At 71.4% G+C, this 17,933-nt stretch carries 19 protein-coding genes; 10 read left to right on the forward strand and 9 right to left on the reverse strand.

Features of this window, described 5'->3' with window-relative positions:
- Window positions 1-98 precede the first annotated feature (98 nt).
- From OG580_RS23015 to OG580_RS23030, 4 genes are all read left to right on the forward strand, one after another.
- The gene (locus OG580_RS23015; RefSeq protein WP_267045563.1) at window positions 99-389 is read left to right on the forward strand and encodes a hypothetical protein; all 291 of its coding nucleotides are present in this window, start codon (window positions 99-101) and stop codon (window positions 387-389) included.
- Between the two features lie 159 nt (window positions 390-548).
- Window positions 549-1,607, forward strand: coding sequence for a hypothetical protein (locus OG580_RS23020; protein ID WP_267045564.1), 1,059 nt, complete (start codon window positions 549-551; stop codon window positions 1,605-1,607).
- Window positions 1,608-1,761: 154 nt separating this feature from the next.
- Complete coding sequence (locus OG580_RS23025) at window positions 1,762-2,238, forward strand: hypothetical protein (protein ID WP_267045565.1); 477 nt, start codon at window positions 1,762-1,764, stop codon at window positions 2,236-2,238.
- A 288-nt stretch (window positions 2,239-2,526) separates the two neighbouring features.
- Window positions 2,527-2,814: a chaplin gene (locus OG580_RS23030; protein WP_267045566.1), complete on the forward strand. Its 288-nt coding sequence runs from the start codon at window positions 2,527-2,529 to the stop codon at window positions 2,812-2,814.
- Window positions 2,815-2,881: 67 nt separating this feature from the next.
- Here the strand turns inward: OG580_RS23030 and OG580_RS23035 are convergent, their stop codons facing one another.
- Both OG580_RS23035 and OG580_RS23040 read right to left on the reverse strand, forming a co-directional pair.
- Window positions 2,882-3,748 (reverse strand): tyrosinase family protein, encoded by an 867-nt coding sequence (locus tag OG580_RS23035; protein WP_267045567.1) that lies wholly within the window; start codon window positions 3,746-3,748, stop codon window positions 2,882-2,884.
- On the reverse strand, window positions 3,732-4,145 hold the full coding sequence (locus OG580_RS23040) for a tyrosinase family oxidase copper chaperone (RefSeq protein WP_267045568.1): 414 nt from the start codon (window positions 4,143-4,145) through the stop codon (window positions 3,732-3,734). The genes OG580_RS23035 and OG580_RS23040 overlap by 17 nt, the downstream gene beginning before the upstream one ends.
- A gap of 149 nt (window positions 4,146-4,294) precedes the next feature.
- Between OG580_RS23040 and OG580_RS23045 the strand changes: the two genes are divergently transcribed.
- Genes OG580_RS23045 through OG580_RS23055 form a run of 3 tightly spaced genes read left to right on the forward strand, consistent with a single transcriptional unit; the run spans window position 4,295 to window position 6,523 of the window.
- Entirely contained in the window at window positions 4,295-4,798 is a 504-nt protein-coding gene (locus tag OG580_RS23045; protein WP_267045569.1) for a DUF5949 family protein, read from the forward strand.
- Between the two features lie 26 nt (window positions 4,799-4,824).
- Complete coding sequence (locus OG580_RS23050) at window positions 4,825-5,475, forward strand: vitamin K epoxide reductase family protein (RefSeq protein ID WP_267045570.1); 651 nt, start codon at window positions 4,825-4,827, stop codon at window positions 5,473-5,475.
- Window position 5,476: 1 nt separating this feature from the next.
- Window positions 5,477-6,523, forward strand: coding sequence for a glycoside hydrolase family 26 protein (locus OG580_RS23055; RefSeq protein WP_267045571.1), 1,047 nt, complete (start codon window positions 5,477-5,479; stop codon window positions 6,521-6,523).
- A gap of 56 nt (window positions 6,524-6,579) precedes the next feature.
- On the opposite strand, the gene OG580_RS23060 is transcribed toward OG580_RS23055, so the two are convergent.
- Window positions 6,580-7,284, reverse strand: coding sequence for a hemolysin III family protein (locus OG580_RS23060; RefSeq protein WP_267045572.1), 705 nt, complete (start codon window positions 7,282-7,284; stop codon window positions 6,580-6,582).
- 197 nt (window positions 7,285-7,481) lie between these two features.
- Between OG580_RS23060 and OG580_RS23065 the strand changes: the two genes are divergently transcribed.
- On the forward strand, window positions 7,482-9,305 hold the full coding sequence (locus OG580_RS23065) for a phosphoenolpyruvate carboxykinase (GTP) (RefSeq protein WP_267045573.1): 1,824 nt from the start codon (window positions 7,482-7,484) through the stop codon (window positions 9,303-9,305).
- A gap of 137 nt (window positions 9,306-9,442) precedes the next feature.
- Here the strand turns inward: OG580_RS23065 and OG580_RS23070 are convergent, their stop codons facing one another.
- The 6 genes from OG580_RS23070 to OG580_RS23095 form a co-directional block, all read right to left on the reverse strand.
- Window positions 9,443-10,033, reverse strand: a complete 591-nt coding sequence (locus OG580_RS23070) for a hypothetical protein (RefSeq protein WP_267045574.1) — start codon at window positions 10,031-10,033, stop codon at window positions 9,443-9,445.
- Window positions 10,020-11,705: a substrate-binding and VWA domain-containing protein gene (locus tag OG580_RS23075; protein ID WP_267045575.1), complete on the reverse strand. Its 1,686-nt coding sequence runs from the start codon at window positions 11,703-11,705 to the stop codon at window positions 10,020-10,022. The genes OG580_RS23070 and OG580_RS23075 overlap by 14 nt, the downstream gene beginning before the upstream one ends.
- Window positions 11,702-12,922 (reverse strand): toxic anion resistance protein, encoded by a 1,221-nt coding sequence (locus OG580_RS23080; protein ID WP_267045576.1) that lies wholly within the window; start codon window positions 12,920-12,922, stop codon window positions 11,702-11,704. The genes OG580_RS23075 and OG580_RS23080 overlap by 4 nt, the downstream gene beginning before the upstream one ends.
- Window positions 12,919-14,049 (reverse strand): hypothetical protein, encoded by a 1,131-nt coding sequence (locus OG580_RS23085; RefSeq protein ID WP_267045577.1) that lies wholly within the window; start codon window positions 14,047-14,049, stop codon window positions 12,919-12,921. The genes OG580_RS23080 and OG580_RS23085 overlap by 4 nt, the downstream gene beginning before the upstream one ends.
- Window positions 14,050-14,312: 263 nt before the next feature.
- Window positions 14,313-14,711 carry a hypothetical protein gene (locus OG580_RS23090; protein ID WP_267045578.1) on the reverse strand — a complete coding sequence of 133 codons (399 nt, stop codon included), beginning with the start codon at window positions 14,709-14,711 and terminating at the stop codon, window positions 14,313-14,315.
- A 93-nt stretch (window positions 14,712-14,804) separates the two neighbouring features.
- Window positions 14,805-16,016 (reverse strand): pyridoxal phosphate-dependent aminotransferase, encoded by a 1,212-nt coding sequence (locus tag OG580_RS23095; RefSeq protein ID WP_267045579.1) that lies wholly within the window; start codon window positions 16,014-16,016, stop codon window positions 14,805-14,807.
- Window positions 16,017-16,129: 113 nt separating this feature from the next.
- Between OG580_RS23095 and OG580_RS23100 the strand changes: the two genes are divergently transcribed.
- The gene (locus OG580_RS23100; protein ID WP_267045580.1) at window positions 16,130-16,621 is read left to right on the forward strand and encodes a hypothetical protein; all 492 of its coding nucleotides are present in this window, start codon (window positions 16,130-16,132) and stop codon (window positions 16,619-16,621) included.
- A 110-nt stretch (window positions 16,622-16,731) separates the two neighbouring features.
- Window positions 16,732-17,931 carry an RNA-guided endonuclease TnpB family protein gene (locus tag OG580_RS23105; protein ID WP_267045581.1) on the forward strand — a complete coding sequence of 400 codons (1,200 nt, stop codon included), beginning with the start codon at window positions 16,732-16,734 and terminating at the stop codon, window positions 17,929-17,931.
- Window positions 17,932-17,933 lie beyond the last annotated feature (2 nt).

Raw genomic sequence — 17,933 nt, forward strand, 5'->3', positions numbered from 1 at the left:
AGCGCACTTCTCGTTACAGAAGGCAGAACAACACGCGGGATTCAGCCAAGAACCCTGTGTGGCACGTGACTTGAAAGTTCAGAGGAAGGATTCTCCCCATGAAGTCCACCAAGGTCGCCGCGCTCGTCGCCGGTTCGCTCGTGGCGCTGGGTGCCGCCGCGCCCGCCATGGCCACGGAGGCGCTGACCCCCACCAGTCTGAATGGTGGGCTTGAGGCGATCGCCGCCAATGGACTGAAGACGGACGTCCTGAGCAGCACCACGGACGGCTCTCCGGTGAAGACCGCCACGGACACCCTGGGGCAGCTCAACGAGGCCGGGAAGGGCGGCTCCGCGCTGCTCGGCGGCCTCCCGGTCGCAGGTCCGGTCGGTAGCCCGCTGGGCGGCTGATCGAATGATTTTCTGATCGGCCGCCGTGTGGCCCCCGCTCGACGCGGGGCCTCGCTCCCTACTCTCTGGTCCATCCCACGCGAACGTCGGCGTGGACTGGCCGGTCGGAGCGAGGGGGGATCCTCGCCGGTCTCTCCCTTTCTCCAGAGGAAGAGCGGTATGCGGTCCATCATCAGCAGGAAAGTACTCACCGCAGCAGCAGCGACCGGCATTCTGTCGCTGACCGGCGGATTCGCCATTGCCGCCAACTCCCATGCCGGTACGGGTGATTCACCCGGTCCCGGTGCGGCAGGTCATGTGCAGGCGCCCCTGCCGGCCGATGTCTGCGGCAAGAGCATGGAACTCGGCGATCTCGTCGCGGCGGCCGTCGGCGACCTCTGCGCCCAGGCGGGGGAACCCGGCGGCTACGGCGACGAGCCGGGCGAGCCGACCGAGCCCCCGACGAATCCGCCGCACACCGAGCCGCCGACGACACCGCCGCATACAGAGCCGCCGACGACGCCGCCGCATACAGAGCCGCCCACCACTCCGCCGCACACCACCCCTCCGCCGACCAACCCGGACGAGCCCGGTGAGTGCGAGGCCCCCGCCCCCGGTGAGGAGCCGGAGCCGGGTTGTGAGGAGCCGACGACTCCGCCGACCACTCCGCCGACGTCCCCGCCGTGGACGCCTCCGACCAACCCGGATGAGCCCGGTGAGTGCGAGGCCCCCGCCCCGGGCGAGGAGCCGGAGCCCGGTTGTGAGGAGCCGACCACTCCGCCGACTTCCCCGCCGCACACCACCCCTCCGCCGACCAACCCGGACGAGCCGGGTGAGTGCGAGGCCCCCGCTCCCGGTGAGGAGCCGGAGCCCGGTTGTGAGGAGCCGACCACTCCGCCGACGACTCCGCCCACCACTCCGCCGACGTCCCCGCCGTGGACGCCGCCGACCAACCCGGACGAGCCCGGTGAGTGCGAGGAGCCCGCCCCGGGTGAGGAGCCGGAGCCCGGTTGCGAGGAGCCGACCACTCCGCCGACCACTCCGCCCACCTCCCCGCCGTGGACGCCTCCGACCAACCCGGACGAGCCGAGCAACCCGACCACCCCGCCGGGCGGCCCCGAACTCCCCGACACCGGCAGCGACCCCGCGCTCATGGGCGCGGCCGCGATCAGCGCCGCGCTGATCATCGGCGGCACCGTCGTCTACCTCCGAGGCGGACGGATCTCCCGCCGTCACTGACGCCACAGGCTGACGGAACGTCAATCAAGGCCCCCGCCTTCACCGGTGGGGGCCTCCGACGTTGCTGCACACAGGGGAATTCCGCCACGTTTCCCCCGAACGCCTCGTTCTCCAGAGCATGACTCTGCGCTCTCACGCCGGCATGGGAATCCTCATGACCGCACTCGCCTCCGCCGCCCTGGCCGCCCCGGCCTCCGCCGTCGAGGCACCGGTGATCGTCCCGCTCCAGGGCCTGGAGCCGGTGCTCCCGATGGACGCCCCGACGGTGGCCACCGGTGTGCCCGTCCCGATGCCCGGCGCACCCACCGGCTTCCAGAAGGGCCTCGGTGCCCTGCCGGATGTCACCCTGCCCAGCGTGCCGCTCGCCGGCACCCTGCCGAAGACCGTCGTGGACGCGCCGCTGCCCGAGCTCCTGGACGGCAGCGACCCCGGCCGGGCCCTCCTCAGCAGCCCGCACTCGGAGATGAGGGCGGCCACGCCCGGCGCCGTCGTCGGCAACCCGGTGGAGGCCCCGCGCGGGAACGGACTCGCCGGCCTCCCGGACCTGGCGAAGCCTCAGGTCGGCCTCCTCACCCCCGTACTCAGCGGAGCCCTCGACCCCCAGCTGGGCCTGGCGCCGACCTCGCACTGACGCGACCGCGCACCCCGGGCGGGTGAAGACACGATTCTTCCCCGCCACCCCGGGGATCGTTGATCGTTATAGGCGAAGGCTCGTCGCATGGCCGCGGCCCGTGGACCGAGGCCCGTCCCGCCGTAACCGGCGGCGGGCGTCCTCCGGTCCACGGGCCATTCTTTTCGGATCTTTTCGGTTTTTCCCCGTCTCGTTCGGCTCAATGACCGTGACCAGCTCCGTTGACGGGCGTTGTAGGGGAGTCGGCCGTGATTCCTGCGGTCGCTTTCCACGTCCAAGGAGTTCTTGATGTCTCGCATCGCGAAGGCTGCCGCTGTTCTCGCCGGCACGGGTGCCGTGGCCCTCAGCGGAGCCGGCCTGGCCGTCGCCGACTCGGGCGCCGAGGCCGTCGCCGCCCACTCGCCCGGTGTCGCCTCCGGCAACGTCGTCCAGGTCCCGGTCCACGTCCCGGTCAACCTCTGCGGCAACACCGTCAGCGTCATCGGCCTGCTCAACCCGGCCTTCGGCAACACCTGCGTCAACGCCGACGGTCACGACAACGGTCACGACAACGGTGACGGCGGCTACGGCGGCTGATCCCCCTCCGTTTCGCTCGGGTGTCCCCCCGGCCCGCCAGGCCGGGGGGACACCCGTCTGTGCGGGGTCAGGCGTACCGGTAGATCCGGCTGTGGTCGAACAGCTCCGCCGGGGTGACCCCCCACGGCTCCATCGGCTGGTGCCGGGCGACGACCTTGCGGTACTGCGCGTCCCCGAGCGGCGGCGGCTCCGCCGGCAGGTACGCGGCACCGGGGTTGCGCTGCTGCCACCGCGACCAGACCAGGTCGACGAAGGAGTGGTGCAGCCAGAAGACCGGGTCGTTGACGGAGCCGCCGCCGAGCATCAGCCCGCCGACCCAGCGGTGGACCCGGTTGTGGATCCGGAACCTCTCGTTGCCCCGGCCCGGGGCCCAGCCCTCCAGCCGGTTGCGGAAGCCGGAGACGCTCGTGGAGTTCCAGGGCGCCACGTCGTACACCCGCTCCCGCATCACCTCGTCCAGCTGGGCCTGGGTGGGGAGCGCGATCGGGTCGCGAGGCCGGCCGAAGTCCCTGGTCAGGAAGCGGGTCTCGGTCATCCCGTACGTGACGTTCCACCGCCCGGCGGAGTGGGCGAAGGGGCCGGTCATGACCTGGAGGTCGGCGCGGCGCCCGTTGCCGCCCAGGAAGTCCTCGCCCCAGATCGAGGAGGCCGGACTGTTGTCCCGGGTCCAGTCCCAGTACGGGACGGAGACCGTCGGATCGAGCCGGCGCAGCGCCTTCTCGAACTCCAGCAGGAACCTGCGGTGCCAGGGCAGGAAGCTCGGGGCCATGTGGGCCGTCCTGAGCCGCCCCTCCCCGTCGGCCGTGTAGTGGTCGATGTGGGTGCGGACGAACTCGTCGTACGCGCCGGTCCGCTTGAGCTCCAGGACGGCGGCGACGAACTTCCGGCGCTCGGCGCCGGTCAGGTCGCGCTGGTTCTTACGCGTGTACACCACGCGGGCTCCCTCCCGTCGGGTCGGTGTGGACGCCGTGGGCCGCGGCGAGCCGGGACAGCGGCGCCGCCCCCAGCTCGTCGACGGCGGCGCGGGTGGCCGCCAGCGGCGTCGGGCAGGACTCGTAGTGGTCGATCGGCGATACGTAGCCGCCGTCGGCGCACCGCATCAGGTGCAGCGGCCGGCCGTCGACGAGGGCCACCGGGGCGCCGTCGGGGCCGGAGAGGCCCCGGATGCGGCGGCCCCCGTACATCTCGTCGAAGGCGAGCGGGTCGCGCGCCGTCCCGGACGGCTCTCCCGGCGGGGTGCGGGTCGCGATGCGGCCGAGCGCACCGCCGGTGAAGGCGGTGACGGCCAGAGCGAAGAGGGACCGCAGTGCGACGCGGCGCGGGACGATCATGAGTGATCTCCTCGGGTCGGCAATTGCCCTCAGGGCACAACGATGAAAACCCGGGTTCGTTGCGCCGGAAATGCCGGAGGCGTGAATATCGACCGTTCGGGTGAAATTGGCGCGGGGAAAGGGTGGTTGGGCCACTAGCATCCGTATTCATGACCACTTCCAATGTCGTTTCCTCGGCGCGCAGCGCCTCTCCGCTGGGAACTCTCACGGTGATTCCGTGGTCCAGCGAGCCCTCCGCCGACTCGGCCGGCACGCCGTTCCTGATGGCGTATTCGCTCGGCGACGGCCGGGACGGCCCGGAGGCCGGTCAGCAGGCGATGCGGACGGCTCTGGAGTCCATGGGGCTGTCGGTCGGCGACCGGCTCTTCGACCTGGAGAAGGACGCGGGGATCAACGCGACGCTCCTCGTGGAGGGCGGCTCCGCCGTCCTCAACCTGCCCTTCCTCAAGGTGCAGTGCCCGGTGCCGGACGAATGGCAGGCGGCCGCCCGCGAGCGCGGCCAGGTCTACCTCATCTGCTCCGTCCGGCCCTGGCCCGAGGCGGTCCCCGGCCGGCCGGTCGACGAGGCGCGGCTGCGCTCCTTCGTCTCCGACGAGGAGATGCTCGCGGAGAGCGCCCACGTCCTGATGCCGATCAGGCGCCTGCAGGGCTGAGCGGGAGAACGGAAGGGGGTCACGGCATGGCGACGGTGGACGTACGGGGCGGGGTGCCGGGGCAGCGGCAGGAGGAGTCCGCGCGGGGGGCCGCGGGGACGGGGATCGGCGCGAGCCGGGCCTTCGCCTGGATGCTGATGATCACCGGGGCGGCGGGCGTGCTCTCCGGCTGGGTGATCACGATCGACAAGTTCAAGCTCCTGGAGGACCCCGGCTTCCAGCCCGGGTGCAGCCTGAACCCGGTCGTCTCCTGCGGCAACATCATGAAGAGCGAGCAGGCGGGGGTCTTCGGCTTCCCTAATCCGATGCTCGGGCTCGTGACGTACGCCGTCGTCGTCGCCGTCGGTGCCGGGCTCCTCGCCGGGGCCCGTTACCGGGGCTGGCTCTGGCTCGGCCTCAACGCCGGGATGCTCTTCGGGGTCGGCTTCTGCACCTGGCTCATGTACCAGTCGCTGTACGAGATCAACTCGCTCTGTCTGTGGTGCTGCCTGGCCTGGGTCGCGACCATCGTCATGTTCTGGCACGTGACCGCGCACAACGTCGGGGCCGGGCTGCTGCCCGCGCCGGCCGGGGTGCGGACCTTCCTCGGCGAGTTCGCCTTCGCCCTGCCCGTCCTGCACATCGGGATCATCGGGATGCTGATCCTGACCCGCTGGTGGGACTTCTGGACGAGCTGACGTGAGCCGACCTCCCGTCGGGATTCCCCGGCTCTCCTGGCCGCGGGCCGCACTGACCGTGCTGCTCGCGGCCGTTCTCGTGTTCCTGCTGGCGCCCGAGCGGCTCGCGCCCGGCGGGCGCCATACCGGGAGCGGGGGAACGGCCGAGCGGCAGCCGTTGCCGGAGCCGCTGCCCGGGGTGCCCTCGGGCTTCTTCACCGGCTCCGACGAGGCCGGGGTGCGGCGGATCGCGCAGGTGCAGGCCTGGCTCGGTGGCGAGACACTGACCGTCGGCCACACCTACCTGCCGGGGGACCGCTGGTCCAACATCGAGGGGCATCCGGCGCTCTTCGAGCCCTGGGCGCGGTGGAAGGAGGAGCGGCCCGGGCGGCTCTTCGTCCTGAACGTGCCGCTGCTCGACCGCAACGAGGCGGGGCTGCCGGACGCGGAGGTGCGGGCGGGGCTGCGGAGCGGCGCGGGCGGTGCCTTCGACGGGCACTTCCGGGTGCTGGGGGAGCGGCTGGTGGAGCACGGGCTGGGGGACGCGGTCCTGGTGCTGGGCTGGGAGATGAACGGCACCACGTACAGCCATCGCTGTGGACCGGACCCGACGGCCTGGAAGGCGTACTGGCGGCGGGTCGTGGAGGTGCTGCGCGGGGTGGGGGGGCAGCGGTTCCGCTTCGACTTCACGCCGAGCCGGGGGCTCGACGCCGTGGCGTGGCCGCTCTGCTACCCGGGTGACGACGTCGTCGACATCATCGGGATGGACGCCTACGACCAGCCGGCGGGGCTCTCCTTCGAGGAGCAGGTGACCGAGGAGTACGGGCTCGAACACCACGTGCGGTTCGCGGCGACGCACGGGAAGCCGGTCTCGTACCCGGAGTGGGGGCTCTTCCGGAACGGGGACAACCCGGTGTACGTGCGGGGGATGCTCGACTGGTTCGCGGCGCACCGGCCGGTCTACCAGACGGTCACGGACTACTGCCCGCACGGGGTGTGGGAGTGCGCGGACAATCCGGAGTCGGCGCGGATCGTCCGGGGAGCGCTGGGGGCTGCGGCGAGCCGGTAGGGCGGCCTGATCGACAGGCCCCCCTCGGCCTTCCGGGTCGCCGCGCCCGCCGAGCGTCAGGCGTGCTGGTAGGCGACCAGCGAGATGCCGACGTAGTGGACGATGAAGGCCGCGAGGGTCAGCGAGTGGAAGACCTCGTGGAAGCCGAACCAGCGGGGTGAGGGGTTCGGGCGCTTCATGCCGTAGATGACGCCGCCCGCGCTGTAGAGCAGACCGCCGACGACGACGAGCACGAGGACGGCGATGCCGCCGGTGCGCATGAAGTCCGGCAGGAAGAAGACCGCTGCCCAGCCCATCGCGATGTAGCAGGGCGTGTACAGCCAGCGGGGCGCGCCGACCCAGAAGACGCGGAAGGCGATGCCGGCCGTCGCTGCCGCCCAGACCGCCCACATGAGCGGCTTCGCCGTCGAGTCGGGGAGCAGGAGCAGGGTCAGCGGGGTGTAGGTGCCCGCGATGATCAGGAAGATGTTGGCGTGGTCGAGGCGCCGCAGCACGGCCTCGCCGCGCGGTCCCCATTCGCCGCGGTGGTAGAGCGCGCTGATGCCGAAGAGCAGGCAGGCGGTGAGGACGTAGATCCCGCAGGCGATCCGGGCGCGGGGCGAGTCGGCGAGGGCCACGAGGACGACGCCCGCGACGATCACGGCGGGGAACATGCCGGCGTGCAGCCATCCTCTGAGCCGCGGCTTCGGCGGGAGCGACGAGGGGCTATCGATCGACGGCGGATTCTCGATCGGGGTCACTTCCGGTGTGGCTGCAGTCATGAGACCGCATGGTACCTACGCCCCCGTAGGTTCCGGATACGAGTGGCGATGCTCACGTGGGCGGCCCCCTGGACATATGGGCGCTAACATCGGATGATCAAATGAGTGCGGTCGGCACCGGATGAGCAGCTACGAAGCATCCGGGTCGCGGCCCCCACGGGGCATACACCAAAAAAACCCCTCAACAAGGAGCAATCGTGGCGCGCGACAACGCGGCTCCCACCACCGTCCCGACCCAGCACCAGGAGCTCGTCTCCTGGGTGAACGACATCGCCGAGATCACCCAGCCGGACAACATCGTCTGGTGCGACGGGTCCGAGGCCGAGTACGAGCGCCTGTGCGAGGAGCTCGTCGCCAAGGGGACCTTCACGAAGCTCGACCCGGTCAAGCGCCCGAACTCGTACTACGCGGCCTCCGACCCCTCCGACGTCGCGCGTGTCGAGGACCGGACGTACATCTGCTCCGAGAAGGAGGAGGACGCGGGCCCGACGAACCACTGGAAGGCCCCGGCCGAGATGAAGGAGCTCTTCGCGGGCTCCGAGGGCATCTTCCGCGGCTCCATGCGCGGCCGCACCATGTACGTCGTGCCCTTCTGCATGGGCCCGGTCGGCTCCCCGCTCTCCGCCATCGGCGTCGAGATCACGGACTCCGCGTACGTCGCCGTCTCCATGCGCACCATGACCCGCATGGGACAGGCCGTCCTGGACGAGCTCGGCACCGACGGCTTCTTCGTCAAGGCCGTCCACACCCTCGGCGCTCCGCTGGAGGAGGGCCAGGAGGACGTGCCGTGGCCCTGCAACACCACCAAGTACATCTCGCACTTCCCCGAGAGCCGCGAGATCTGGTCGTACGGCTCGGGCTACGGCGGCAACGCCCTGCTCGGCAAGAAGTGCTACGCGCTCCGCATCGCCTCCGTCATGGCGCGTGACGAGGGCTGGCTCGCCGAGCACATGCTGATCCTCAAGCTCACCCCGCCGCAGGGCGAGTCGAAGTACGTCGCCGCCGCGTTCCCGTCCGCCTGTGGCAAGACCAACCTCGCCATGCTGGAGCCCACGATCTCCGGCTGGACGGTCGAGACCATCGGCGACGACATCGCCTGGATGCGCTTCGGCGAGGACGGCCGCCTCTACGCGATCAACCCCGAGGCCGGCTTCTTCGGCGTCGCGCCCGGCACCGGCGAGCACACCAACGCCAACGCCATGAAGACCATGTGGGGCAACTCCGTCTTCACCAACGTCGCCCTCACGGACGACGGCGACGTGTGGTGGGAGGGGATGACCGAGACGGCCCCCGCGCACCTCACGGACTGGAAGGGCAACGACTGGACGCCCGCGTCCGAGACGCCCGCCGCCCACCCGAACGCCCGCTTCACCGTCCCGGCCGGGCAGTGCCCGATCATCGCGCCGGAGTGGGAGGACCCGAAGGGCGTGCCGATCTCGGCGATCCTCTTCGGTGGCCGCCGCGCCTCCGCCGTCCCGCTGGTGACCGAGTCCTTCGACTGGAACCACGGCGTCTTCCTCGGTGCGAACGTCGCCTCCGAGAAGACCGCCGCCGCCGAGGGCAAGGTCGGCGAGCTGCGCCGCGACCCCTTCGCCATGCTGCCGTTCTGCGGCTACAACATGGGCGACTACATGGCCCACTGGGTCAAGGTCGGCGCGAACGCGGACGCCGCGAAGCTCCCGAAGATCTACTACGTGAACTGGTTCCGCAAGAACGACGCGGGCAAGTTCGTGTGGCCCGGCTTCGGCGAGAACAGCCGCGTCCTGAAGTGGATCGTCGAGCGCCTGGAGGGCAAGGCCGAGGGCGTCGAGACCCCGATCGGCATCCTGCCGACCCCGGAGTCCCTCGACACCGAGGGCCTGGACCTGCCGGCCGAGGACCTGGAGTTCCTCCTCAAGGTCGACCGTGACGTGTGGCGCGAAGAGGCCGCCCTCGTCCCCGACCACCTGAACACCTTCGGCGACCACACGCCGAAGGAACTGTGGGACCAGTACAACGCGCTCGTGGAGCGCCTGGGCTAGTCCCCCCTGAAACTCGTGGTGGGTTGCCCCGAAACACCGCCCTGACCAGTGGGGTCACGACGGCCCACCACGACGCAACCGGCCCCCGGAGCCCCCTCAGGCTCCGGGGGCCGGCGCATGTCCCGGGCCGGTGCCCGTCAGTTGCCGCGGCCCTCCACGTACTCCGTGTGGGTGTGCTGGCGGATCTCCTCCGCCTCCTGGAGGGCGGTGGCGATCCGCGTCGCCTCCTCGTGGAGCGCGGCCAGCTGCCGTTCGAGGTGACTCTCCGGCGCCTCGGCGCCCGCGGTGAACCGCGACCACCACCGCGTCCGTACGAAGGTGTCGACGGACTCCGGGATGTCCTGGCGGACCGCCCGGGCCAGGACGTGCAGGTGGTCCGGGTCGCTCACCCAGCCCGGTTCGAGGAGCGCCTCGACCAGGGCGTCGAGCGCGGTGAGCCGCTCGCGCGGGGCCGGTGGCAGCTCCACCTCGGCCAGGTACGCGCGCAGGGCCGTGAAGTCGGTGCGCAGCGCTTCGAGCTGCTCGCCCGCGTCCGGGAAGTGCGGGGTGTCCGGGCGCTCGGGCGGGGCGATCAGCGCCCCCGCCGCGTACAGACCGACGACCACCAGCGGCCACAGCGCGCCCGCGGCGCCGGTGAGGGTGAGTGCGAGACCGGCCAGGCCGGCGGCGCTGCCCGTCAGGTTCTTGCGGGACTCGGCGTACCGCAGGAATCGGTTACTGGTAGCCACGGATCTCCTCGAAGGCGCCGTCGAGCGACCCCTGCTGGGCGTCGAAGAGCTTGCCGCCGGTCAGGCTCGCGATGTGGTCGAGCTCGCCGCGGTCGGAGTCCCCGAAGAGGATCGGGAAGACCGGGGTGCGCTGCTGCTCGGCGGGGAGCGAGCGGTAGAAGGCGTCGAAGGCGGAGGCCGGATCGCCGTCGGTGTTCTCGCCGTCCGTCATCAGCACGATCGAGGTGAACGTGTCACCGGGGGTCGTGCCGAGGAAGCGGTACGCCTCCTGGACGCTGGAGTAGATCGCGGTGCCGCCGGACGCCGAGAGCTTTCCGGCGTCGGTCCGGATCGCGTCGAGCGCCGCCCGGGGCGAGGCCGGGTCGACCGTGTGCGTACGGACCTCGTGCTGCTTCACCGTGGAGCCGAAGGGCATCAGGGTGACCTCCTCCCGGTCCCGGAAGTCGCCGGTGAGCTCGGCGAGCGCCGTCTTGAGCCGTTCGAGGCGCCCGCCCGCCATGGAGCCGGAGGTGTCGAGGACGTAGACCGTGCGGGAGGGCCTGCGCAGGGTGTTGTCGTACGCGTCGAGCAGACCGTCCGCGACGGCCCGGCTGCCGGGGAACGGCAGCTCGCGCCGCTGGTCCCGGGCGAGCGCGGCGGCCGGGTGGACGCCCGGGACGACCGGGCGGCGCAGGGTCGTCTCCGTGATCCGCCGCTGGGCGTCCGGGGTGCGCAGATAGGTGGTGAGCCGGCCCGCCGCCTCCTTCGCCTCGGCGCGGGCCGAGGTGAGCAGGGTGAACGGGTAGTCGGCGGTCACGACCCCGTCGGACGGCCGGATCACGGTGAGCTTCCCGGGCGCCGACAGCAGCACCGACTCGTAGTTGACCAGCGCGTCGACGTCGGTGCGGCGGCCGTAGGCGGTGGCGAGCCAGCCGGAGGATCCGGAGGTCAGCGTCTGCCCCGCGAAGAATTCCTTCAGCCGGGGCGTGGCCCGGGTGACGTCCTGAGCGGTGAGCGCGGACTGGGCGCCGGAGAGCCCCGAGGCCACCGAGACCAGCGCGGAGAAACCGGAGTTGGAGCGCATCGGGTCCGTCATGCCGTACGTCAGCTTCTTCTCGGCGACCGCCTTGTGCAGCTGCGACCAGGTGACCTTCGCCGGATCCCAGCCCAGGCGGGTGACGGCGGCGGGCCGTATGCCGACAGCGACCGGCGAGGTCATGATCGGGGTCTCGCCGGTGATCCGCGCGGCCGTGTCCGGGCGGAGCCGCAGATAGTCGTTGGAGGAGAGCCAGATCGCGTCGTACGCCTTCTCCGCCTCGCCCGAGGCGATCTGCTCGACGGCGTCGAGGGTGCCGGCGTAGGTGGGACGGACGGTGACCCCGGTCGCCTTGCGGGCCTCTTCCAGTACGGGGGCCATGTCGGCCAGCTCGGAGGAGGCGAGGACCCGGAGGGTGCCGGACCAGTACCCCTTGCCGTACCGGTCGGGATCGGGGCCGCCCTGGCCGCCGACGGTGCTGTTGTCGATGGTGGAGCAGGCGCTGCCGGTCGCCGTGACGATCAGCGTGAGGGCCAGACCGGCGATCGTCCGGGCCAGGAGACGGGCGCGGCGGTGGGCGGCGGTGCGGAGGCGGGTGCCGGGGTGGGCGCCGGTGCGGGGCGCGGTGCCGGGTGTCGTGCGCGTGCGGGTCGTCATGCGAGGCCGCCACCCTCCAGGGCGCCGGTGCGGCGGCTGCGGTCCAGATGCGTGCTCGCCTGCTGGAGTTCCGAGGTCAGGGACCGGACCGTGGCCGCCATCGACTCCGTGGCCTGGACCTTGTACGTGTCGATGGCGTCGAGGGTCGAGTAGATCTGCTGGAACGCCGCCCGGAGCGCCTCCGTGCCCACCGCCGGGTTCTCCGCGATCCGCTGGATCTCGACGGCCTGCTCGGACAGCATCGAGGCGTTGGTGCGGATCAGATGGTCCGTCGTCGCCCGCAACACGTTCACCTGCTCCGTGACCGTCCGCTGGTGGTCCAGGGCGGTGGCGAGCATGACGGAGATCCGCAGCGCCGACAGTGTGGTGGTCGCCGCCCGTTCCACGCCCTTGATCAGCTCGTCGTTGTTCCGGCGGACCACGTCCATCGCCATGTACCCCTGCGCGCAGACGGCGAGTTGGGTCAGCAGGTCCTGGTGCTTCTGCCGGACCGGGAAGAGGACGTCGGCGCGCAGCGCGTCCGCCTGGGCCTGGTCCGGGGTGAGGGTGACGCGCTCCTCGACGGCCGCGTCGAGGGCCTCGGTGAGCACCACGTACTCCTGGAGCTTGCCCATGGTCTCCCACAGGCGGGCCCGCTCGGTGAGCAACGCGGCGTTGTCGCGCTCCAGTTCGTCCTGGCCGCCGCGCAGCGAGCCGACGATCCGGTTCAGAGTGGCCTGGGACGAGGCGTACTTGGCGACGTGGTCGCGCAGCTTGTTGCCGCCGGGGAGCTTGGCGAGCAGTCCCTTGATGCCCTTGCCGGGGGTGTCCCGGGGGTCCAGGTCCTCGACCGTGCGCCGGAGTTCGACGAGCGAGGAGCCGACCCGGTTCTGGGCGCTGCCGCCGGGAGTACCGCTGCCGAGCGAGCGGACCGTGCGGTCGAGCATCCGGTTCGACTGGTTGGCGGCGGAGCGCATCTCGCCCGCGCCGAGCGCGGCGATCTCGCCGATGCGGCCCGAGAACTCGGGGGAGCGCGGGTCGAGTCCGGCGAGTGAGCCGACGTACTCGACGGCCCGCCGGGACATCTCCGTACGGGTGACCTCGTCCAGCGGGACGACGCCGGAGACCTGCTCGGCGCGGACGGGCGGCACCGGCTCGGGCGGGGTGAGGACGAGCGGGCTGTCGTTCCCGGGCGGTGTCAGGGCCATCGTTCTGGGGTCCTCGGGCTGCCTGGTCATGCGGTGTCCCCCTGGTCGCGGGCCCGCAGCGCCATCTCGTGCAGCACCTTGCCGGTGGGCACGGGCGCCTGGCGGACGCCGGTCAGTGTCTGGTTGAGGTAGGCGGTGTGCTGGGCGGTGGCGGTGGTGAACTCGTTCGCCGCGCCCTGCGGCCGGAAGCCGTGGCGGACCGCGAGCTTGCGCAACTCGGGGTCGGTGGAGAGGAGTTCGCCGAGCGCCCGGCCGTTCTCGGTGAGCGGTACGAGGGTGTGGTCGCTGTTGACGGTGGTGTCCGGGTAGAGGACGACGAGGTCTCCCATGGGCCGGCCGGCGAGGAGCTGGGCGGCGACCTGGGACTCGTACACCAGGACGAGCGGGTTGCCGACGCCGCTGACGAAGTCCCGGAACGGGGCGTCAGAGCCTGCCTGTTGGGCGCCCTGCACCTGGATCAGCTTGCGCATCAGGGGCGCGGTGCGGGCCACGGCGGCCGTGTCGCCCGCGACCCGTCCGCCGTCGGCGACGTAGCTCGCGGCGGCCAGGTAGAGGGCGCCGGAGTTGGAGGCGACCGGATCGGTGGAGGTGATGAAGAGGGTGCCGCTCAGCTCCGCGTGGCCTGCGGAGCCCTTCAGTTGCTGCCAGGTCCGGTCCGCGCGGGCGGCGGCCAGGTAGGCGTCCATCTTCAGGGTGCCGGTCGTCCCGCGCGCGCCGAGGGTCGCGAGGCCGTTGCCGGCCAGGATCCGGGCGGCGGCGCTGTGGGCGACGACGACGAGCGGCGAGTAGAAGGGCCGCAGCGGGGCGGTGGTCGCCTTGTCCTTCGCCGTCGCCTTCGCGCGGAGCCCGTCGGCGGGCCCCTTGGAGGAAGGGAAGGCGAAGTCGTAGCCCCCGAGGGGCAGTTCGTCCATGTCCCAGGACCCGGAGGTCTCGGTGCCCACGGTGAACCCCTTGGCGGCCAGCGCCTTCACCACCTGCGGGTCGGCGAAGAACTCCGCCTTCTCCGACCCGATGACTCCTCGCACGGTCTTCGTTGCCGTGCCTGTGTCCTTGTCGCCGCCCGTCACGAGGACGGCGGCCACGCCGCCGAGGAGCAGGACGGCCAGGACGATTCCCAGGATGCGTCTCACGCGGGCAGCGTGCTCGCGGAAACCCACATTCCAGGGGGAGTTGGGTGTACGGGAGGTGAAGTGACGATCCCGGTACCGAACCGGAGCAGGGGGTGCCGGATGGGGGTCCTGCGGGGGGCGACGGAGACCCGCGGTGGGTGGCGGAGACCCCGCGGTGGTTGGCGGCCTTGCCCGCGTTGGGTGGCGCCCGGTCCGTGGGGGGTTGGCGGCCTTGCCCGCGGTGGGTTGGTGCCCGGTCCGCGGTGGGTGGCGCCCGGTCCGCGCGGTTCGTGCCGCGCGGACCGGGGCCGTCAGGGGGCGCCGACTGCCGCCAGGGTGGGTTCCCCGGCCAGCGCCGCGGTGTGCGCGTCCATGCGCTCGGCGGCGAGGATCGCGGCGGCCGTGTCGGCCCGGGAGGCGGCGACGACCAGCGCGCGGCCCGCGAGGGTGTGTGCCCTGCCGTGCAGCTCCCGGGCGGACGAGCCGCTCAGACCGGCGTGGCGGGCGGGCGGTGCGCCGCGCAGCCGTGCCACCTGGCGGGCGATGAGCTCGCCCGCCTCCGTGTCGCCGAGCTCGTCGGTGACGGCGAGCAGGGCGGAGAGGTGTCCGGCGAGCTGGATGTCCAGCTCCTCCTCGCGGGAGCGGTGCGGGTACGCGTGGGCGTCGTCGGCCATCCGGTGGACCGACTTGGTGCGGATCGGTTCGTACATGGGATGGCCTCCTGAGTGCTCTGGAACCATCCTAGCTTAGATTCGGTCTAAAGTTGAGCCACGTCCGGCCAAGATAGGGGGGTGGGTCGGGCCTCAGGGCTGGCTGTAGCCGTCCAGGAACCGGCCGATCCGGGTCACCGCGTCCGCCAGGTCCGCCGCCGCCGGCAGCGTGACGATCCGGAAGTGATCCGGCTCGTGCCAGTTGAAGCCCGTACCGTGCACGACCATGATCTTCTCGGCCCGCAGCAGGTCCAGGACCATCTGCCGGTCGTCCTTGATCTTGTAGACGTTCGGATCGAGCCGCGGGAACAGGTACAGCGCGCCCTTCGGCTTCACGCACGTCACACCCGGGATCTGGGTCAGCAGCTCGTACGCCGTGTCCCGCTGCTCCAGGAGCCGCCCGCCCGGCAGGACCAGGTCCTCGATCGACTGCCGGCCCTGGAGGGCGGCGGCCACCGCGTGCTGCGCCGGCATGTTCGCGCACAGGCGCATGTTGGCGAGGATCGTGAGGCCCTCGATGTACGAGGTCGCGTGGTGCTTCGGACCGCAGACCGCGAGCCAGCCGGAGCGGAAGCCCGCCACCCGGTAGTTCTTGCTCATCCCGTTGAAGGTGAGGCAGAGCAGGTCGGGGGCGATCGCGGCGGTCGGCGTGTGCGTCGTGCCGTCGTAGAGGATCTTGTCGTAGATCTCGTCCGAGCAGACGACCAGGTTGTGGCGGCGGGCGATCTCCGTCAGGGAGCGGAGCATCTCGTCGTCGTAGACCGCACCCGTCGGGTTGTTCGGGTTGATGATCACGATCGCCTTGGTGCGGTCGGTGATCTTCCGCTCGATGTCGGCGAGGTCCGGCATCCAGTCCGCCTGCTCGTCGCAGCGGTAGTGCACGGCCGTACCGCCCGCGAGCGAGACCGAGGCGGTCCACAGGGGGTAGTCGGGGGCCGGGACGAGGACCTCGTCGCCGTCGTCGAGCAGCGCCTGCATCGACATCTGGATCAGCTCCGAGACGCCGTTGCCGAGGTAGATGTCCTCGACGGAGAGCGGGATGCCCTTGGTCTCGTAGTGGCTCATCACCGCGCGGCGGGCCGAAAGCAGCCCCTTCGCGTCGCCGTAGCCGTGCGCCTCGGAGAGGTTGCGCAGCACGTCTTCGAGGATGGCGGGCGGGCACTCGAAGCCGAAGGCGGCCGGGTTGCCCGTGTTGAGCTTGAGGATGCGATGACCCGCAGCCTCAAGCCGCATCGCCTCTTCGAGCACCGGACCCCGGATTTCGTAACAGACGTTGGCGAGCTTCGTGGACTGGATCACCTGCATGACGAGAGCTTACGGCGGGGTGAGGCGGGGCGCCTCGTGTTTTGGGACACGTCGGACACCCTGATGTGACCCCCGTCGCACCCGCGGTGTCGTGCTCCCTACAATTCGGGCCCATGAGCCAGCACGACCCCGGAGCCGCCGGACCCCGGCGCGCCCGCCGCCGTCACGCCCCCGCACGCCGAGGGCGCGGTCCGGTGTGGCTGATCGCCGCCGGCGGGGTCGTGGTCCTCGGGGCCGCCGCCGCGCTGCTCTCGGGCGGCTCCGGCACGAAGGGCGGTACGGGTTCCCCCGGCGGCGGCTCCGACGGGCCGCCCGCGCTGATCCAGGCGGACCCCTCGGACCCCTCCGGCCCGTCGGCCCCCGACGGCGGCGAGGCCGGTTCCTCCGGTCCGCCCGACGCGGCGGGCGCCGGCGGTGGCGCGTCCGCGTCCCCCGGGGGGCGTACGAGCCCGTCCGCCACGGCCGGCGCCAAGGAACCGACGGCTGCTCCGTCCGGGTCCGGGGCTGCCGCTACGGACGCCGGCGCCGCGACGGAGGCAACCCCCAGCGGCGGCCAGTCGACCAAGCCGGGCAAGGGGCGGGGCGCAACCAAGCGGCCGCGGTAGGGCTTCGGGTGTCTGCGGATCGGGGCGAGGGGGGCTTTCGGCCACCAGGGCGGGCTGCCGCTCCGGTCGGCCGGTTTGGGTTTCACTGACCGTCGGGCTAGTTTGTGAGCATGCCTTTGAGCCCTGTGAAGCGGGCGTTCAAGTTCCGCTTCCATCCGACTGATGCGCAGGCAGTTGAGCTGGCGCGCACGTTCGGGTGTGTGCGGAAGGTCTACAACCTGGCGCTCGCGGCACGTACGGAGGCGTGGGCGCGTCAGGAGCGGGTCAACTACAACGCCACCTCGGCGATGCTGACCGCGTGGAAGAAGACCGAGGAGCTGGCGTTCCTCAACGACGTGTCGTCGGTACCGTTGCAGCAGACGCTGCGGCACTTGCAGTCCGCGTTCACCCATTTCTTCGGCAAGCGGGCCAAGTATCCGCGGTTCAAGTCGCGCAAAAGGTCGCGGAAGTCCGCCGAGTACACCACGTCCGGTTTTCGGTTCCGGGACGGTCGGCTGACTCTGGCGAAGATGACGGAGCCGCTGGACATCGTGTGGTCCCGGCCCCTTCCGAAGGGCGCGGAGCCGTCGACGGTGACGGTCTCGCAGGATGCGGCGGGGCGCTGGTTCGTCTCGATGCTGTGCGAGGACCCGTCCGTACAGCCGCTTCCCGCCACGGACTCGGCGGTCGGCATCGACGTCGGCCTGGACCACCTCCTCACCCTGTCCACGGGGGAGAAGATCGCCAACCCGAGGCATGAGCGCCGTGACCGTGCCGCTCTGGCCAGGGCCCAGCGGTGCCTTGCCCGCAAGGCTCCGGGCAACGGAGCCAACCGGGCCAAGGCCCGGCGCAAGGTCGCGAAGATCCATGCCCGCATCGCGGACCGGCGGCGTGATGGCCTGCACAAGCTGACGACTCGACTCGTGCGTGAGAACCAAACGCTCGTGATCGAGGACCTGACCGTGCGCACCATGGTCAAGAACCGGAGCCTGGCGCGCGCCATCAGTGATGCGGCGTGGTCGGAGTTCCGGAGCATGCTGGAGTACAAGGCCTCCTGGTACGGACGGGAAGTGATCGCGGTCGACCGCTTCTTCCCCTCCTCCAAGCTGTGCTCCCACTGCGGCAAGCTCGCCCAGAGCATGCCGCTGCACGTCCGCACCTGGACGTGCGAGGGTTGCGGCACGATCCACGATCGGGACGTGAACGCGGCGAAGAACCTCAAGGCCGCCGGGCTGGCGGTATCGGTCTGTGGAGCCGGCGTAAGACCCCAACGGAGAACTCCGGGCGGGCAGCCGACGACGAAGCAGAAAACCCTGCGGCGCGAGCCGTGAGA

The organism is Streptomyces sp. NBC_00094 (assembly GCF_026343125.1).
Taxonomy (GTDB): domain Bacteria; phylum Actinomycetota; class Actinomycetes; order Streptomycetales; family Streptomycetaceae; genus Streptomyces.

What these genes read in the sequence shown, in the direction of transcription:
- OG580_RS23015 (WP_267045563.1), top strand. Translation starts at nt 99, where the DNA reads ATGAAGTCCACCAAGGTCGCCGCGCTCGTCGCCGGTTCGCTCGTGGCG.
- OG580_RS23020 (WP_267045564.1), top strand. Translation starts at nt 549, where the DNA reads ATGCGGTCCATCATCAGCAGGAAAGTACTCACCGCAGCAGCAGCGACC.
- OG580_RS23025 (WP_267045565.1), top strand. Translation starts at nt 1,762, where the DNA reads ATGACCGCACTCGCCTCCGCCGCCCTGGCCGCCCCGGCCTCCGCCGTC.
- OG580_RS23030 (WP_267045566.1), top strand. Translation starts at nt 2,527, where the DNA reads ATGTCTCGCATCGCGAAGGCTGCCGCTGTTCTCGCCGGCACGGGTGCC.
- OG580_RS23040 (WP_267045568.1), bottom strand. Translation starts at nt 4,145, where the DNA reads ATGATCGTCCCGCGCCGCGTCGCACTGCGGTCCCTCTTCGCTCTGGCC.
- OG580_RS23045 (WP_267045569.1), top strand. Translation starts at nt 4,295, where the DNA reads ATGACCACTTCCAATGTCGTTTCCTCGGCGCGCAGCGCCTCTCCGCTG.
- OG580_RS23050 (WP_267045570.1), top strand. Translation starts at nt 4,825, where the DNA reads ATGGCGACGGTGGACGTACGGGGCGGGGTGCCGGGGCAGCGGCAGGAG.
- OG580_RS23060 (WP_267045572.1), bottom strand. Translation starts at nt 7,284, where the DNA reads ATGACTGCAGCCACACCGGAAGTGACCCCGATCGAGAATCCGCCGTCG.
- OG580_RS23075 (WP_267045575.1), bottom strand. Translation starts at nt 11,705, where the DNA reads ATGACGACCCGCACGCGCACGACACCCGGCACCGCGCCCCGCACCGGC.
- OG580_RS23080 (WP_267045576.1), bottom strand. Translation starts at nt 12,922, where the DNA reads ATGACCAGGCAGCCCGAGGACCCCAGAACGATGGCCCTGACACCGCCC.
- OG580_RS23090 (WP_267045578.1), bottom strand. Translation starts at nt 14,711, where the DNA reads ATGTACGAACCGATCCGCACCAAGTCGGTCCACCGGATGGCCGACGAC.
- OG580_RS23095 (WP_267045579.1), bottom strand. Translation starts at nt 16,016, where the DNA reads ATGCAGGTGATCCAGTCCACGAAGCTCGCCAACGTCTGTTACGAAATC.
- OG580_RS23100 (WP_267045580.1), top strand. Translation starts at nt 16,130, where the DNA reads ATGAGCCAGCACGACCCCGGAGCCGCCGGACCCCGGCGCGCCCGCCGC.
- OG580_RS23105 (WP_267045581.1), top strand. Translation starts at nt 16,732, where the DNA reads ATGCCTTTGAGCCCTGTGAAGCGGGCGTTCAAGTTCCGCTTCCATCCG.